Source organism: Oleiharenicola lentus (assembly GCF_051660365.1).
Classification (GTDB): Bacteria; Verrucomicrobiota; Verrucomicrobiia; order Opitutales; family Opitutaceae; genus Lacunisphaera; species Lacunisphaera lenta_A.
Genome location: NZ_JBOZXB010000001.1, coordinates 2,266,850 through 2,280,348, shown reverse-complemented (window position 1 = coordinate 2,280,348; position 13,499 = coordinate 2,266,850). Strand labels below are relative to the sequence as shown.

15 protein-coding genes are annotated in these 13,499 nt (G+C 54.8%); 5 read left to right on the top strand and 10 right to left on the bottom strand.

Features of this window, described 5'->3' with window-relative positions:
- Positions 1 to 143: 143 nt before the first annotated feature.
- The gene (locus tag ACRRQW_RS08560) at positions 144 to 1,517 is read left to right on the top strand and encodes a hypothetical protein (RefSeq protein WP_438480866.1); all 1,374 of its coding nucleotides are present in this window, start codon (positions 144 to 146) and stop codon (positions 1,515 to 1,517) included.
- 359 nt (positions 1,518 to 1,876) lie between these two features.
- Here ACRRQW_RS08560 and ACRRQW_RS08555 read toward each other — a convergent pair whose 3' ends face one another.
- From ACRRQW_RS08555 to ACRRQW_RS08520, 8 genes are all read right to left on the bottom strand, one after another.
- Positions 1,877 to 2,065, bottom strand: coding sequence for a hypothetical protein (locus tag ACRRQW_RS08555; RefSeq protein WP_438480865.1), 189 nt, complete (start codon positions 2,063 to 2,065; stop codon positions 1,877 to 1,879).
- A gap of 189 nt (positions 2,066 to 2,254) precedes the next feature.
- Positions 2,255 to 3,013 (bottom strand): hypothetical protein, encoded by a 759-nt coding sequence (locus ACRRQW_RS08550; protein WP_438480864.1) that lies wholly within the window; start codon positions 3,011 to 3,013, stop codon positions 2,255 to 2,257.
- A gap of 153 nt (positions 3,014 to 3,166) precedes the next feature.
- Positions 3,167 to 4,657 carry an SIR2 family protein gene (locus tag ACRRQW_RS08545; RefSeq protein WP_438480863.1) on the bottom strand — a complete coding sequence of 497 codons (1,491 nt, stop codon included), beginning with the start codon at positions 4,655 to 4,657 and terminating at the stop codon, positions 3,167 to 3,169.
- Positions 4,658 to 4,661: 4 nt separating this feature from the next.
- Positions 4,662 to 5,171: a TIR domain-containing protein gene (locus ACRRQW_RS08540; RefSeq protein WP_438480862.1), complete on the bottom strand. Its 510-nt coding sequence runs from the start codon at positions 5,169 to 5,171 to the stop codon at positions 4,662 to 4,664.
- A gap of 6 nt (positions 5,172 to 5,177) precedes the next feature.
- Entirely contained in the window at positions 5,178 to 5,687 is a 510-nt protein-coding gene (locus ACRRQW_RS08535; protein WP_438480861.1) for a toll/interleukin-1 receptor domain-containing protein, read from the bottom strand.
- Between the two features lies 1 nt (position 5,688).
- Positions 5,689 to 6,267, bottom strand: coding sequence for a TIR domain-containing protein (locus ACRRQW_RS08530; RefSeq protein WP_438480860.1), 579 nt, complete (start codon positions 6,265 to 6,267; stop codon positions 5,689 to 5,691).
- Between the two features lie 21 nt (positions 6,268 to 6,288).
- A complete protein-coding gene (locus ACRRQW_RS08525; RefSeq protein WP_438480859.1) occupies positions 6,289 to 6,831 on the bottom strand; it encodes a hypothetical protein in 543 nt (180 codons plus the stop codon).
- Positions 6,828 to 7,016 carry a hypothetical protein gene (locus tag ACRRQW_RS08520; RefSeq protein WP_438480858.1) on the bottom strand — a complete coding sequence of 63 codons (189 nt, stop codon included), beginning with the start codon at positions 7,014 to 7,016 and terminating at the stop codon, positions 6,828 to 6,830. Before ACRRQW_RS08520 ends, ACRRQW_RS08525 begins: the two co-directional genes overlap by 4 nt.
- A gap of 18 nt (positions 7,017 to 7,034) precedes the next feature.
- Between ACRRQW_RS08520 and ACRRQW_RS08515 the strand changes: the two genes are divergently transcribed.
- Positions 7,035 to 7,397: a hypothetical protein gene (locus tag ACRRQW_RS08515; RefSeq protein WP_438480857.1), complete on the top strand. Its 363-nt coding sequence runs from the start codon at positions 7,035 to 7,037 to the stop codon at positions 7,395 to 7,397.
- Positions 7,398 to 7,630: 233 nt separating this feature from the next.
- Here the strand turns inward: ACRRQW_RS08515 and ACRRQW_RS08510 are convergent, their stop codons facing one another.
- Both ACRRQW_RS08510 and ACRRQW_RS08505 read right to left on the bottom strand, forming a co-directional pair.
- Positions 7,631 to 8,020, bottom strand: a complete 390-nt coding sequence (locus ACRRQW_RS08510; RefSeq protein ID WP_438480856.1) for a hypothetical protein — start codon at positions 8,018 to 8,020, stop codon at positions 7,631 to 7,633.
- A gap of 13 nt (positions 8,021 to 8,033) precedes the next feature.
- Positions 8,034 to 8,393 (bottom strand): hypothetical protein, encoded by a 360-nt coding sequence (locus ACRRQW_RS08505; RefSeq protein ID WP_438480855.1) that lies wholly within the window; start codon positions 8,391 to 8,393, stop codon positions 8,034 to 8,036.
- Positions 8,394 to 8,524: 131 nt separating this feature from the next.
- Between ACRRQW_RS08505 and ACRRQW_RS08500 the strand changes: the two genes are divergently transcribed.
- The 3 genes from ACRRQW_RS08500 (at position 8,525) to ACRRQW_RS08490 (ending at position 13,492) form a co-directional block, all read left to right on the top strand.
- Complete coding sequence (locus ACRRQW_RS08500; protein ID WP_438480854.1) at positions 8,525 to 8,962, top strand: helix-turn-helix domain-containing protein; 438 nt, start codon at positions 8,525 to 8,527, stop codon at positions 8,960 to 8,962.
- Positions 8,946 to 9,878: an ImmA/IrrE family metallo-endopeptidase gene (locus ACRRQW_RS08495; protein ID WP_438480853.1), complete on the top strand. Its 933-nt coding sequence runs from the start codon at positions 8,946 to 8,948 to the stop codon at positions 9,876 to 9,878. Before ACRRQW_RS08500 ends, ACRRQW_RS08495 begins: the two co-directional genes overlap by 17 nt.
- 158 nt (positions 9,879 to 10,036) lie before the next feature.
- Positions 10,037 to 13,492: a helicase-related protein gene (locus ACRRQW_RS08490; protein ID WP_438480852.1), complete on the top strand. Its 3,456-nt coding sequence runs from the start codon at positions 10,037 to 10,039 to the stop codon at positions 13,490 to 13,492.
- Positions 13,493 to 13,499 lie beyond the last annotated feature (7 nt).

The window sequence follows — 13,499 nt, the reverse complement described above, 5'->3', positions numbered from 1 at the left end:
CGCACTCATTGCGCCGGCCCAAACTTACCCGCCCCGTATTTTGTCAGATTCGCAGCTAACGCGGTGTCTGCCGCTTTCTAGCACCAGCGATGGCTATCCAGTTGAAGAAATCCGGCCCAAAGGCCGAGTGCTAGGATGTAGGCATGTCCCACACGTCCCAATCCTCCAGTTCGGATAACAACGCTTCGTCGTTACACACCGGCAGTCCACCTGCTTCGGGCGGCGTGGGAGACTATATCCTTATCGTGAAGAATGGTGGCCCATCACGTCGCTTCACTGTCCGCGCCGCTTCAGAAGGCACCGACCTGGCCAAGATTAAGGAATTTGCCGGCGACCATCCGGTATCCTGCGAACTTTGCCGCCAAGAGCAGATGCAGGGCAGGATCTGCCTGTTCAAAGGCGTCGGCAACGCTGCGGCTGGCGCCCGCCGCTGGCCCGGATCGCAACATGTCTGCCCGCGTTTTCGTGGCGAACCCACCACGGCGTTTCGAGAACTGGTGGCCAAGGATATTGATGTCGCCAAACTTTGCGGCACCACGAAAGGCGCGGCCACCTTCCGACTCGTGTTGACCGACCCACTGGCGGCGAGGCGCACGAAAGCCACGCGCGAGAAAGTCGTAGGAGGTTATGCAGCGAGGGTCGCGTCGCGAATCGGGGCAACACCGTTACCGTCTCGTTCTTTGGGAGGGGCGCTCGTGGTCCTCATGGAGGAAGCCGGCTTCAACGTTTCCAACGCGAGCAGTAGAAGGTTCCTGAACGGTTTCGGAATGCTGGCAGTGCTGCAGCAGGCGGCGACGAAAACTCCTGCTTGGGTAAGGTCGATGCGACACCCCGTTCTTTTTCTGGAAGCACTAGGCTCCGCGGGGAATCTTTCGGAGAAAATCGACCAATCGCTTCAGGATTGGACCGCAACCCGGAAGAAACCGAATCGTGTGTTCTTGGTTGGCCGGCTGAAGCGCCCGACTCCCGATCCGTCCAACCCGGACAACATCATGTTCCAATTAAACGGTATGGTGTCCGATTGGATCCACATGGATCAAAAACTCTGGAACCACTGGGGACCACCGAAAGATAAGGCGCCTTGGTTCGCGCACGGGTCGCTGACGGAGCTGGTGTGTATTTGTCGCGTACAAGCCTCCGGTGGAATGATCCGCGCGTCGGACGTGGCCTTCGTCCCGGTCGACGATTACGGGATGCCTTTTCCTGAGAGTCGATTCGAACCGAAATGCGCCAGAATCTTGCGGGAGATGCGCGTGCCATTCGCAAAGCCCTGCCACGCCCTACTCAGTCTCGGCGGAAACCAGCGCGTGTGGCCTGATTTCGTTCTTTCCGAAAAGGACGGCACCACCCTCGTGATCGAAGTTGATCCGGGTGGCTTCAGCAAAAAGCCGGCGAAATTCCTTAAGCAGATTCGTTACACCACGTATGAAATCGTGGTCATTTCCTGGGATCCACTTCGGCATGACTATCCGCTCGTGGATTGGAGCAATTTCAGCCGCTTGGGCGATCTATTCTGAAGTGGGGATTAGCGACGAGTGAAAGACTCTGTCGGAAACATTTCACTGGCCCGAGAAGGGCCTACTCAAAAAATCTTGGTTCCGCTGCCAGGGCGCAACCGAACGACATGCTTTCGCCAGCGGCGTTGGTAACCCGTGCTCTCAATCGCTGGCCGCCGCGCACAGATTTGCACCGCAAATTGTGAGATTAGACATTACGCGCAGTATAAAATCTAGCGGTGGCGATCTGAACTCGCGCAGCAGACAGTGAATCACCGCTCCCCCGAGCACCGAGATTTTCCCAACGGGCACTTGGTCAGTGCAACAAATTAGGCGTAATGTCGCAGTGGTGGTGGGGTGCGTGAGCGAGGCGCGAAAAATCAGGACGCGAGCGGGAGTGCGGCGAGGATGGTCGTGATGGGATCGGCAACGCGGCCGAGACCGAGGACTAAGTCGGCGAGTTCGGATTGCGCTTCGAGGTAACGCGCGGTGGTGAGTGGCGACGCATGCTGCACGATGCGCTGCGTGCGGATGAGGTCGCGACTGGACGCAGCATAAATTGAGCGCACAAAAGTTTTACGCAGCGAATGCGTGGAGACACGCGTCGCATCAAAGCCGCAATCACGCGCGAGTTGTTTTAATATGCGGTGAGGAGGAAAATACGGAGCATTGTGCGCAGCGAGTTGAAGCGAAGTCCCGGACTGGATACGGTCCGGGATTTTTGTGCCGACAGATGAAATCGTTCCGCTACGGAATCTTTACGGCAGAGGCCTGCTTCTCGCCAAGTTTCCCAGTTTGGGCTGAAAATACTGATTAAATCGCCTGACCCTTTCAATGGTTACGGGCTCTGAGTGCCCATTCACGGAAGCCGTTAAGTAGCCTTGGAACTCTGGTCGCTCCATCGAGCTGGCAATCGAGGTGTATAGCAGGACCAAATCCACTGCACCGGAGTGCAACCATTCATCTTTGTATTGGTTAACCAAGTTTATGTGGAACGTTTTCAGCATTTCATGAATCGCTTGTTTATCGAGATCATGCCCCACCAGTGTTCCACCGGTGAAAATGCGACTGCAAGAGAGCGCGATCACGCCGATATCCTCTCCTTTTCCGTGGGCGAACCTACGCTCGAGTTGGGATCGCGCATTCCTCACACACCCTTGAATTCCCGTTTTTGACAGCGGCCGTTTAGCCTCGATGACAAATTCCCGGCCTTCGAACTCTGTGACTACATCTGTGATTCCCGTGAGGTCAATCGGCAGTCCGGCTTGTTTCAAAAAGGTCGCCACCAGTAGCTCGAAAAGCGTGTTGCGTGAGGCACCGGACGATCCGTCTTTCTCATCGCGCTCCATGTCGGGACCCGAAAAGATTTTTTTGACGCGATCGCGAAGATCCGCGCTGTTCGAATCGAGCAATGCATCGGACACGTCGTTGAATTCGTGAATGTCCGGAAGCATCTGAAAGAAATAATCAGCCTCTTCCCGCGGTATCTTGGCCGCTAACGCACGATTTCCGGCCACCGCCTGCGCGCGAATAAGCGCTCGCTCATAGCCATCGAATCTGGACCGAGACACACGATGACCGAGCTTATGCCAAGCGTCGCAATTCCGGCGAAGTTCTTCGATTAACTCCAGGTAGGTGCGAGTTCGCTGGGGAGCGTCGGGCGTATTGGACTACCGGTTCGTCAAGATCGGCTGACCCGAGCGAGTCATTTCTTTCAACCGACGCAAAATAACAAAAACGGCGTCGGACAGTTGCGTTACGGTGGAACTATCGTTGCCCAAGATTGCGAGCACTTCTTCACATCCATGAGGAAGGAACTGGCGAGGGTTCGCCTCAATTTCCTGCCAGATTTTCCTAGCCGCATGTCCTGTGGCGCCGATGGGAATTACCACGTGGCGATTCTCCTTGGCTAACTCGAACTCGGCCAGAACTCCGTCTGCAATTTCGACTCGACCTGCGCCGTCAGACTTATTCCCGGCCAAGATGATCGAGGCCCCGGATTGCGCTGCCATCTCCCGACGGTTGGCCTCGAATAACGTCGCTCGATCCGCGCTAGCCGAATGCCAATAGGGGAATGGAAATAATTTCAGTCGAGCAATCGCTTGCTTGTGAGAAGGGTTACCGAGGGCGGCATGAGCCCCAGCCAAAAGCGGACCTCCAATGCCGTGGCCAAGGCCTGTAACCAAATTGAAATCTTCTTCGATTAAGCGTCGCCCGAGCAATTCCGCGAGTGCCTGGAGACGTATATCGGGATGCGCCGATGAACCTGAGATAAGCACGTTTTGCTGTCTCGTGCGCGCGTGGAGCTCCTGGAGAATGGTGGTGATTTCTTCGTACGAATCGAGGACCAGAGTCTGAATACCGTAGCGCTTTAAGTCTCCGACTCGATGGTTGAATCGAGCAAGATTGGTCTGGTGCTGGCGACTTCGCTCCGCTATCGCCAAACCGCTATTGACATCGTTTTCTTGTGGGCGGCGAAGCATGCAATAGTGATCGCGCATGGCCCCTTGACGGTTCAGATCGGGACTGAGCAGGCGCCGCAGCCGATTAAAAGTATACTCGATGTTCGGGTCGGTGAAACTTGCACCTATGAATAAGAAACGTTTCGAGAGCAAGTGACCGAGCAAGGTGGTGACAAAAGCCCCGTGGCGCAGCTCGTAGCACTCGTAGTCATCCTTCGTCAGGGTCGCGTCGTTCGGAGAGTGTGCATCTCCGTGCATCTTATATACAGTAGCGTCGACGCCAAGTGGATGGAGGGCGAGGCTTGCGACGGTAGCCTTAACATCAGTTCGCCGATTGGCCTCCTTTAGCCCCTGTTCCAGCAGACGATCGTAATTGGTCGTCCAGAATGTGTCGACAGGAAGGCGTGCCAGCAGCCGATGATTCTCCGTTAGTATGCCTTCGCGCACGAACCACTGAATAATTGCTTGGTTCAACGAATCGCGATTTCCTTTGCGGTTGACCTCGTATTGCGCGACGGCGAGCAGGTCGGTTTCGAGATCGATTTCGAGGTGAAGGTCGCGAGCGGTTTCCGCGAGCAATTTTCTCCAATCAACGAAACCTGCCGGGATCGAGAGGCCAGCGGCGACAAAAAGTGCTGCACTGCCGTTTGCGAGTTCAGCCGAGTACCGCCGTAGAAATTCAGGTTTTTCTAAGTTCATTCGATTAACGACCGGCAATAACCGCCGCTTCTTCGATCCATGAATTTAAGTGAGCATAACCATTGTCGTCTACCCAATCATAGGAACGAAACTTGTCCGAAGCTTTACTTTTTCCGAAGAGGAGATCGAAGAACGGCAACGAACCGTCGATTTCGTGGGCATCAAGTGGGTTTTGGCCACGCTCGGCTTTTTGGCCGCGCCGGTCTTTCATTTTGTGGATAAATATCCCCAGCAGAGCATTCCCTTTCCTCAAGCTCTGCTCGATTTCGTAGTGCACAAACTTTCTCGAAGCGGTTTCAGCACCAATAAGCACGACTGTAACCCCCGTTCCTTTCAATTGCCGGTCAATCCATGCCTTTACATTCGCGTCTCCCTTTCGCTGCACCTGTTCCCACGCGGCGGCGTCCATGAACTGATTGGCTAGATGATCCTTGGTAACCCACGAATTGCGAATCTGGCTGACCCGCCAATTGTCGTTCTTATAATGGAAAGAGAAAAAGACGCGACGAGCCATACTACATCAGAGATACGTACCGGTGCTGGAATTAGGCGAGAAAAGCTGCGCGCGCTTAGTGAACGTTCCGTACGAGTAAACGCTCTCCATTTCTAGTCGCCGATAGAGGAGCAGGTATTCATTCCCGTAAAACGTTGTTCCGTCTTGAGTAGGTACGATCGCAATGTGGTCGAAGCCTTTCCTGCTATCAGCAATCCCCAGTTCCCACGGGCACCAGCGCGAAGCCATCGAGTTCGGGGTAGCGAGAAACAGAAACAAGTGACTATCGCCGATCTTGCGGCGGATGTGATCAGCAGTTTCACGGGTCGGCCGATCCGGCATGGGATCGTCAATCCAATCAACATAGAGCGAAACCCCCTGCTCTTCTAAGATCGTTTTTAAACCGATGGCGTACACTCGATCCTTGTGGGAATGGCAGAGAAACGCCGTGCGGCTGGCGGCGGCCCTCGATTCATTGACCGTGCGACGACGACCGGAAGCGAGAGATAATTCAGATAGTGTGAATGCTGTGCTCATATTAAGAAACCCAATCAGAGAAATTTTCGTAACCTTTATTTGCTACCCAATCGTAGCTAGTTGCGGAGTCAGTGAGCGCGTAACCTTTCCCACGCTTTTCGAGAGGCGCCTGGGTTTTCAGGCGATAGCCAGAATGGTCTGGGTAGGCAACCCAAGTCCCGTTTACCAGTTCCCACAAGGAAAGGTCCCAGCCGTCGACGCTATAGGTGTAACCTAAATGGGAAAACGGATTGGCCCCTGCTGCCTTTGTTTGGCGATCCTTCCCTGCGATTGCGTTGATATGTACGCCGATAAGTCGATTGCCGCGAAACATGCTGCGCATGATCTCATACTTCACCCACCGTCGCGCGTAAGTGTCGGAGCCGATTAGGACGACTGTCACCGATGTTCCATCCAGTCCGGAATTGATGAGCTCCTTGAGCTGCTCGACACCTGTCTTCTTGGTCGCTTCCCAGAGCGATTCGTCGAAATATCCTGCCTCTTCGCGATCCGGCTTAGTCAGCCAATGATTGCGGACCACGTTCGCTCGAAAGTCGATGACGTCCTGGTAGTGAAAACTAAAGAATACTTTTTTAGCCATGAGATCGCTTTGTTGTCAGGGTCAGCACCGCACTTTGCGCGCGGCGTCTCTGAAATATCGCGCTTGGAACGGTTCGATGCCGAGTTCAAGTGCGAGCTTGTGAAACTCCTCAGCGGCAGAGCTCGGTTCTAACTCGTGCTTCCGTACCAATTCACGCACGACACCCGCAATCCTCGGTAGATCACTACCGGAAAGGTAATCTACATTTCCCAAGGTGGACTTGAATGTCTCAACCACAAGCGGGGGTAATTCGGGGCCAAAGATAAAATACCGAAGATACTTGAGAAAATGCGGGTGCCCCAAGATCGCATCGCCGCTCGTACCGTTGCGCTCGAACATCTGTCGGCGGGAAGCAGACCTGCCGATGTTGAGTTCGGGATCAGTAAAATATCGCAAACGCGCATCTGGAATCACCGAACGCTTGAGGAGCGACTTCGTGAGCACGGCAGCTGAACGCCGTGCATTGTTTCCCACCGAACCATACCCTTCTCCTTGGGCGATAACTTCCGCCAAGAGGGTTTTCTCAGTCGAGGTAAGCTTAAATGTCGGTTCACGCATAGTCATGTGGCCATCGCAGCTTCACGCGTCAGATCAAGGCGCAGAACTGCCGGAGTTGTTGGATCCGGTTCAGGATTTTTCCTTTCCATCAATCGGCACGCATATTTTCGCTCACTCCATTCGACCGCGAAGGTTTCGGTAACGACGTGCCAACAACCCACCGGGTTGCCGGTGCCGTGATTCTCGCCCATGCACGAACATTCGCAATCGTGGCCCGCGGCATTCCAACAGGCCGGAGCACATTTCTGCTCTTCTCGGAATGCTTGGATGACGTATGCTTTGTTGAAACGGTTGAGAAACCGAGTAACGAGATCGTTAAACCAAGCCCGGGGCGCTTCCCAGCAACGGAATTGGTGGTTCCAGCGTGGATGGTGGCGATGGATGCCTTGAAGAAAAACTCGATTCTGGGGCGAGTATGGCAACCGCACCATCAAGCCTTGGCCTTTTCCGCGTCGAAAGATGACGGGAATATTTTTTTGCCGCCAAACCTCTCGAAGTTGTGCGTGATTGAGAATCAACTGTTGCGCAGTTTCAACCGCGCGCAGTTCATGACCATTTCGCGGTTGTTGTGAAAGCGGGGCTCGGCGGCGCACTCGCGGATCGCGTTTTCAATCTGTTGGCGGGTCTTATATGTGAACTCACCTTGCAGGACGCGGGCAGCGTAATCGACTTCGTGGGCCTGAAGGCCGGCGAGACGGGAGCGGTCACCAAGACCGCGGTAGTTAGGATTATCACTCATGTTCGGTAGGGATTAAAAATCGGGAAAGATAATCTATGGAGTTTAAGCAAGGGACTCCTATGCTCATCATGCTCTATCAGAGAGTGATGGTAATTGCTGAAAAACGAATGCCTGGTTTGCTCCCATCGCCTGCGTCTCTTTCACCAGGCGTATTTCCATCCGCGCACGATTAGCTGTGGATTTGGGAACAGCTTCGAACAGGAGACCATTGGGATCCGGATCACGCACCAATTGACTAATTTGGTGGTTCGGAGAGTAGGCGGGCAATCCCTTCCAAAGATGGAGGATAATCCAATGGGTCGGGTGGTTGTCGAAGGCTGCGAAAGCGTGCAATTCGTCGAACTCAGCCGCGCCAGCGAAAAGATTTGGCACGCGAAGTTGGCGCATGAGATCACGCACCAAGTCGTCGCCTTGAAGGACGTACATTTCGTTCGAGTTGAGTTGCCAAGCATTCATTATCCTTTGGATTTCACTTCGCTGGTTTGAATTCCCACGTATTCACTTCCAGCAACGCCGCACAGTCACCATCATCGTTCCAAACCGACGACTTGAGGCCCCAGAAGAACCGATGCACCGGCACACCCGAATCGGTTTGCCCCACCGTATTCTTACCCGGCCCTGTCCATACGGACACGAACTCGCCTTTCTTAACGTCCTTGTCGGGAAACCAAAAAACGTGTCGCAGCTTGTTGGAAACCTTACCGTCTGCCGTATAGCTGGTATCCGCGAGAAGGTATCTACCGACGTCACAGCTTTCGAGCGCCTTGAGCAGAACGTACTCCTTCTCAAAATTCCCTCGGTTATGGATGGAAACGACCTGAAGTTTCATGAATTCTCGGCTAGATTGGTTCTAGGTAAAAGGTTTGATGCGTTTATGGTTCTTTTTACTGAACCGTCAAACAGAAAAAACCCTATGGTCTTTAGGTTTGCCAAAAAGAACCGGTATTATATTAATCCCTTATGCCCACCACCGTTGGAAATCGCATCAAGAGCCTCCGTATCGAGCAGGGTTTTACACTCCCGGCTCTCGCAGATAAGGCCTCTCTCTCCAAGGGCCTACTCTACCAGATAGAGACCAGTGAGGACGCAAATCCGTCGCTGGATACGATGAGCAAGATCGCCAAGGCTCTCGGAGTCACGATCGCGCTTCTATTAGATAAGGAGACCGTCAAAGCCCGAAGAATTGTGCCGGAGTCGATCGAGCCCGGGTTGGAAGAGTATATGAAGGAATGCAAAGAGCGCGGAGATACATTGAATCAAGATACCCTCCAAGCGCTCTACGTGTTACAGCACCGCACTGGTGCTGGCGCTAAAACAAAAGAAGACTGGGCTTGGCTCTATCGCAGCATTGAGTTTTCGTTCGGCCAACGGGCCAAACGAAATGCTCCCGAAGGATGACACCCCTCCGGCGCCACCGCTTCGCGTCTGGCGCCATAAATCAGTTCTCAAGCTTCTAGCCGATCATCAGGCAACCGATCCGGTTGCGGTGATCCGGCGGTTGGCCCGGGCAAAAGTGCAGGAAGCCAAGGCGGCCTTGTGGCACGGCCCTCCCTTTGAGCCCGAACACTTGGCGAGCTGGATGGGAATCACCGTGCAGCCGGCGGTTGAAGATATTCGTGCCGACGCACGGATCTTCCCGAATGCAAACCTGGATCTGATGTTGGAATACAACCCGGCCACGCCGCGGCAGCGCATCCGGTTTTCGATCTGTCATGAAATCGTTCATACATTCTTTTCAGACTGTTATGAGATGGAAAGACGACGAGGCCAAAAGGCTGACTTTGATCCCGTGCACGCGGAATTTGAGCGCCTGTGCAATATTGGGGCGGCGGAACTACTGATGCCGTGGGACGACTTCACCGAACGGATGAATGTGCGGCCGATTGACGGTTCTTTAATCCTTCGTTTGCAGGAGGATTTTGATGTGTCGCTTGAGGCGTGCCTTAATCGGATTGTGGACCTCAGTCCCCTGCCCTGTGCGGTGGTCCTGTTCGGAGAAAAATATTCCAAGAAAGAATTGCGGCTGGGTGCCGGGTCCGTGCGAGAGTTTGATTTGGGCCTCGCGTCGCAAAGACCAAAATTGCGGGTAGCGTATTCTCGAAATTCCACGAGTTGGACGGCCTACATTCCCAAAAGCAAATCAGTCCCCCTCGCTGATTCGGCCGTCTATAAATGTATCGGGCGTTCCAGCTTCGCCAACGGCAAGGAGTATTGGGATTTTCTGAATCTGAACCTAAAAGTGTATGCGACCGAGCTTCCTCTGGTAACTCAAAAAAGTTATCCCTCCGTCGCGGCCTATATCGAACTTGTGTGAGTCCGTTAGTTTGCGGAGAACGTCAGGCTAGTTTGCGCTAGAGGTGCCAGATAGGGTGAGCCGAAGGGAAAGGGCAACGGGTTCAATTGAGGTTGCCCCAGATACTTCCGGAGGCAGGCTAGGCTGATTCCACGAGTGCTGCCTGTTCACTCCTGCCGATGCCCACCATTTTTGACAACATCGATACCCATTTTCTCGAGAATCCTCGGGCAAACGGGCTCCGTGATGCACTCAAACTGGCCTATCGCGGCGACTTCTGTGTGGGTTACTTTAACCTCCGGGGATGGAGTCGGATTGATGACGTTGTGCAAAATTGGACCGCAGGCGGACCGGATGTGCCGTGTCGCTTACTTGTCGGCATGCAGCGACTGCCCAGCGAGGAACTGGCATCGCTGTTCACGACTGAACCTGTCGAGGAACGCGTAGACTCTAAGCGAGTGGCGCAGCTGCGTCGGCAGATCGCCCAGGATTTCCGGAAGCAACTGACCATCGGGATACCGACGGGCGATGATGAAGCAGGGTTGCGTCGCTTAGCGAGGCAGCTGCGCGAAGGGCGTCTCGTTGTGAAGTTGTTCCTTCGCCATGCCCTGCATGCAAAGCTCTATCTCGCACACCGCAAGGACACCTTCACGCCGCTACTTGCCTATGTCGGCAGTAGCAACCTGACGCTGTCCGGGCTGCGGGCTCAAGGAGAACTAAACGTCGACATTCTTGAACAAGACGCGGCCATCAAGCTCCATCGGTGGTTCGAAGATCGTTGGGCGGACACCCGCTGTCTCGATATCACCGAGGAGCTAATTGCGATCATCGAAGAAAGCTGGGCAGGGGAGCGCCTTATCCCGCCACATCATATCTATCTAAAGATCGCATGGCATCTTTCGCAAGATGCTCGCGATGGCATAAAAGAATTTCGTGTGCCCCATGATATCGCGGGTGAGCTTCTACCGTTTCAGGTCAAAGCCGTGCAACTCGCCTGCCGCCATCTCAACAAACGCGGCGGCGTTTTGGTGGGCGACGTGGTAGGTCTCGGCAAAACCCGCGTCGCCTGTGCCATCGCTCGTGTAATGGGCGATGACCAGATGCTGGAATGCCTGATTCTCGCTCCAAAAAATCTTGTGACGATGTGGGAAAACTACGCCCACCAGTTTGGACTTCGTGCCCCTAAAGTCATGTCGCAGACCCGAGCGCTGCGCGAACTCGCACAGCTTCCCCGCTACCGCCTCGTGGTCATCGACGAGTCCCATAACTTCCGGAATCGTGAGGGCCGTATTTATCAGGCGATTCGCGACTATCTTGAACGCAACGATTGTCGCGTCGTCCTCTTATCGGCGACACCCTATAATAAAACTTATCTCGACCTAGCCAATCAACTACGACTCTTCCTACCGGAACAATCAGACCTTGGCATCCGGCCGGAGTCCATGCTTCGCATAGTGGGCGAAACCGAATTCAGCCTTCAGAACCCGAACGTTCCACTGTCTTCGCTGGCAGCCTTCGAGAAAAGTGAGCAGCCCGACGACTGGCGCGAGGTAATGCGTCTCTTCCTGGTGCGACGCACCCGGTCCTTTATCGTCCAAAACTACGCCGAGACGGATGAGCGCAACGGGCGGAAATTCCTGACGCTCAACAACGGAATTCGCGCCTACTTCCCTCAGCGCGTGCCGCGCACGGTCCCGTTCGCCAGCGACTCAACTTCTCCAGATGATCCGTGCGCGCGTCTACTCCGGCCCGAAGTGCTTGGCATCATCGAAGGTCTTGAACTCCCCCGCTACGGACTGAGCGGACACTTGAAACCCACGCCTCCACCGGGGCTCACCGCGATCGACATCAAAATTGTCGACGATCTCTCCCGTGCGGGCCGGCGATTGATGGGTTTCTGCAAAACAAATCTGTTTAAACGCCTCGAAAGTTCAGGTCATGCGTTCCTGCTCTCGTTACATCGTCACATCCTGCGAAATTATCTCTTTCTTCACGCGCTCAAAAACAATCTTCCCCTTCCCATCGGACAGCCGGACGCTACCACGCTAGACACTCGATTCGGCGACGAGGGCGAGGGAGAGCTGACGTTCGATAGCGGAGACGATGAAGGTGAAGAAGCCGACGAGCTGCCGGCATTCACCGATTGGGATGCCACGCACTACGAGGCACAGGCCGCCGCCCTTTACCAATTCCTATCGGATCACCAACGACGCCGTTACCGTTGGCTTCGCACCGATGTCTTCAGGAAGACGCTAGCCACCGCCCTGCGACGTGACGCCGATGCCCTGCACGGGCTGCTCGCAGGAACGGGCGCCATCCCGCCCTCTGCCGATCAGAAGCTTCAGGCGCTAATAAATCTAGTGGGCAACGAACACCTCAACCAAAAATTCCTACTGTTCACTCAGTTTGCAGACACGGCATATTACTTAGAGCGTGAGCTGAAAGCCGCCGGTATCGAGGCCGTCGATTGCGCTACCGGCCACTCTCCGGACCCGGCCCGTCAAGCGTGGCAATTCTCGCCCGAATCCAATGCTAAGCTCAGCGAATTTCCCTCTTCGCGTCAGACCCGCATTCTGATCGCCACCGACGTTCTCTCGGAAGGCCAGAACCTTCAAGATGCGGCGCGCGTGATTAACTACGACCTGCCGTGGGCTATCATCCGTCTTGTTCAACGTGCAGGCCGTGTGGATCGCATCGGACAACAGGCCGACGCGATCATCTGCTACTCATTCCTTCCTGCCGAGGGCGTCGAAGCAATTATCCGACTTCGGGAACGTCTGCAAAATCGGCTTCAGCAAAATGCTGAAGTCGTCGGCTCCGACGAGTCCTTTTTTGAACATCAAACGGCAGACGACGCCGAAGCTCTGCGCCGTCTCTATAACGAACAGTCTGGCATTCTTGATGAGCCCGCTGACGACGAAGTCGATCTCACGTCCGAAGCCTACGAAATCTGGGCACAGGCGATCAAAGAAGACCCAGCGATGCGTAAGGCCGTCGAGTCGCTGCCCGATGTCGTCTTCTCAACGAAATTCCATACGCCGGACCCCACGCACCCTGCGCACACGCCTGAGGGCGTGTTGACCTACATCCGCACGCGGCACGACACGGACGCTCTCGTTTGGATTGATCCAAACGGCCACGCGGTGTCCGAATCCCCCGTTCGTATTCTTCGCGCTGCTGCCTGCACTGCCGACAATCAAGCTCTGCCCAGACGCGATGACCACCACGTCTTGGTCGCGGCCGCAGCCAAACTCGTCCTCGAAGAACGCCGTGATTTGCAATCAGGGCAGCTCGGTTCTCGTCGCGGTGCTCGCTACCGCGCATATGAACGCCTTCAAGATTTCCTCCGGCACCGTGAGGGAGATCTTTTTCTCACGGATGCCGTGCGCGCGGCTATTCAGGCGATCTACGATCACCCCCTCACCACCGAGGCCGTGGACAAACTCAACCGTCAGCTCCGCACTGGCATCTCTGATGATGACCTTGCGGCCCTGGTAACCACATTGCACCGCGACGACCGTTTGGTCATCGCGAATCTTCACGACCACGATCTTAAAGAAGCTCGCATTCTCTGCTCGTTGGGCTTGCGCCTCGATGTTACTCCGCAGGCCCAGCCGATCGACACACTGCTCTAACTTCGCC

What these genes read in the sequence shown, in the direction of transcription:
- ACRRQW_RS08560 (WP_438480866.1), top strand. Translation starts at nt 144, where the DNA reads ATGTCCCACACGTCCCAATCCTCCAGTTCGGATAACAACGCTTCGTCG.
- ACRRQW_RS08545 (WP_438480863.1), bottom strand. Translation starts at nt 4,657, where the DNA reads ATGAACTTAGAAAAACCTGAATTTCTACGGCGGTACTCGGCTGAACTC.
- ACRRQW_RS08540 (WP_438480862.1), bottom strand. Translation starts at nt 5,171, where the DNA reads ATGGCTCGTCGCGTCTTTTTCTCTTTCCATTATAAGAACGACAATTGG.
- ACRRQW_RS08535 (WP_438480861.1), bottom strand. Translation starts at nt 5,687, where the DNA reads ATGAGCACAGCATTCACACTATCTGAATTATCTCTCGCTTCCGGTCGT.
- ACRRQW_RS08530 (WP_438480860.1), bottom strand. Translation starts at nt 6,267, where the DNA reads ATGGCTAAAAAAGTATTCTTTAGTTTTCACTACCAGGACGTCATCGAC.
- ACRRQW_RS08525 (WP_438480859.1), bottom strand. Translation starts at nt 6,831, where the DNA reads ATGACTATGCGTGAACCGACATTTAAGCTTACCTCGACTGAGAAAACC.
- ACRRQW_RS08520 (WP_438480858.1), bottom strand. Translation starts at nt 7,016, where the DNA reads ATGGGCGAGAATCACGGCACCGGCAACCCGGTGGGTTGTTGGCACGTC.
- ACRRQW_RS08510 (WP_438480856.1), bottom strand. Translation starts at nt 8,020, where the DNA reads ATGAATGCTTGGCAACTCAACTCGAACGAAATGTACGTCCTTCAAGGC.
- ACRRQW_RS08505 (WP_438480855.1), bottom strand. Translation starts at nt 8,393, where the DNA reads ATGAAACTTCAGGTCGTTTCCATCCATAACCGAGGGAATTTTGAGAAG.
- ACRRQW_RS08500 (WP_438480854.1), top strand. Translation starts at nt 8,525, where the DNA reads ATGCCCACCACCGTTGGAAATCGCATCAAGAGCCTCCGTATCGAGCAG.
- ACRRQW_RS08495 (WP_438480853.1), top strand. Translation starts at nt 8,946, where the DNA reads ATGCTCCCGAAGGATGACACCCCTCCGGCGCCACCGCTTCGCGTCTGG.
- ACRRQW_RS08490 (WP_438480852.1), top strand. Translation starts at nt 10,037, where the DNA reads ATGCCCACCATTTTTGACAACATCGATACCCATTTTCTCGAGAATCCT.